This window comes from Kitasatospora sp. NPDC007106 (assembly GCF_040634455.1).
GTDB lineage: Bacteria > Actinomycetota > Actinomycetes > Streptomycetales > Streptomycetaceae > Kitasatospora > Kitasatospora arboriphila.
The window spans coordinates 1-1127 of record NZ_JBEYFP010001404.1 but is presented as its reverse complement, the minus strand read 5'-3'; the positions used below and the strand labels follow the sequence as shown (position 1 = coordinate 1127).

Sequence of the window (1127 nt, the reverse complement as noted above, 5' to 3'; positions counted from 1 at the left end):
CTCTCCTAAAGACTGCCCTTCGCATCGTGACCGCTAATACCTGGCTGCGTTTGCCCACCTCGCCGGAGGTGGGCATCCGCTTCTTCCGTCTCCGTGTTCAGGCAGCCGGCTCCGTGGTCAGGCGGCCGACCCCGTGTTCGAGCAGCCGCCCCCGTGGTCAGGCGGCGGGCCGCTCCGCCAGGTAACCGCGCAGCAGCCGCTTGCACTCGCCGATCAGCGCGGGATCGCCCTCCGGGTCCACCCGGAAGGCCACCTTGAGGACGGCGTCCGCGCACTCCATCGCCACCCGCAGCGCCAGCGCGAAGCCCGGGTAGGCGAACAGCTCGCCGCCCAGGGCGCCGATCCGCTCGGCGACCGCCGCGTTGTTGTCCAAGTCCCGGTCGAGCAGGTGCCGGTCGTCCCGCAGATCGCCCGGCACCGCGGCGACCAGGCCGAAGTCCAGGTGGCCGAAGCCGGCGACGCTGCGCTTCATCGCGACGAACTCGTCCACCGCGAGGTCCACGAAACCGGGGACGCCGACCGGCGCCGCCGCTTCGATCCGGACGGCCAGCCGGGAGAGGAAGCGGTCCAGGTTCCGTTCGGCGAGGGCGCCCAGCAGGCTCTCCTTGCCGGAGAAGAACTGGTACAGCGTGCCGATCGGCACCTGCGCCCGGTGGGCCACCTCCTTGGTGGTCAGTGCCGTCGGGCCGACCTCGTCGAGCAGGCCCGCGCAGGCGTCCAGCAGCCGCTCGTAGCGTTCCTGGCTGCGCTGCTGGACGGGCCGGCGCCGGACCGCCCCGGACGGCGGCCGGTGGTCTGTCCCCGTCTGCGCCTTCATGGGATCACTGTGCCGTATCGGGCATTCCACGCGCGAATCAAGTGCGGTGCGGCGGTCGGACGGCCTCTCGGTCGTCGACGAGCGCGGCCACCACGGCCCGGGCGGCGCGGGCGACGCGTTCGGCCGTCCAGCGGCCGGGCTCCTCCGTCGAGGAGACGCAGTGGCCGCGGGGCGGCGGCGGAAGGACGTCGGCAGCCAGGCCCGCGGTCCGGCCGCCGTTCACCGTCCATTCGACGGCCAGCTGGCGCGTCCCCTCCAGGGGCACCGCGCTCACCTGGAGCCTCGGCCGCCCGGTGACCACACCGGGCGT

Annotated in this window: 2 protein-coding genes; both read right to left on the bottom strand. The window is 73.5% G+C overall.

All coding sequences use genetic code 11. The features are described from left to right. Positions 1-157: 157 nt before the first annotated feature. Positions 158-817: a TetR/AcrR family transcriptional regulator gene (locus tag ABZ641_RS38835; RefSeq protein WP_344627147.1), complete on the bottom strand. Its 660-nt coding sequence runs from the start codon at positions 815-817 to the stop codon at positions 158-160. Between the two features lie 37 nt (positions 818-854). After that, the coding region (locus ABZ641_RS38830; protein ID WP_359989410.1) for a hypothetical protein at positions 855-1127 on the bottom strand (273 nt) is incomplete at its 5' end.

Bases quoted from the DNA above. Each gene is read 5' to 3' on its own strand.
- ABZ641_RS38835 (WP_344627147.1), bottom strand. From the start codon at position 817: ATGAAGGCGCAGACGGGGACAGACCACCGGCCGCCGTCCGGGGCGGTC.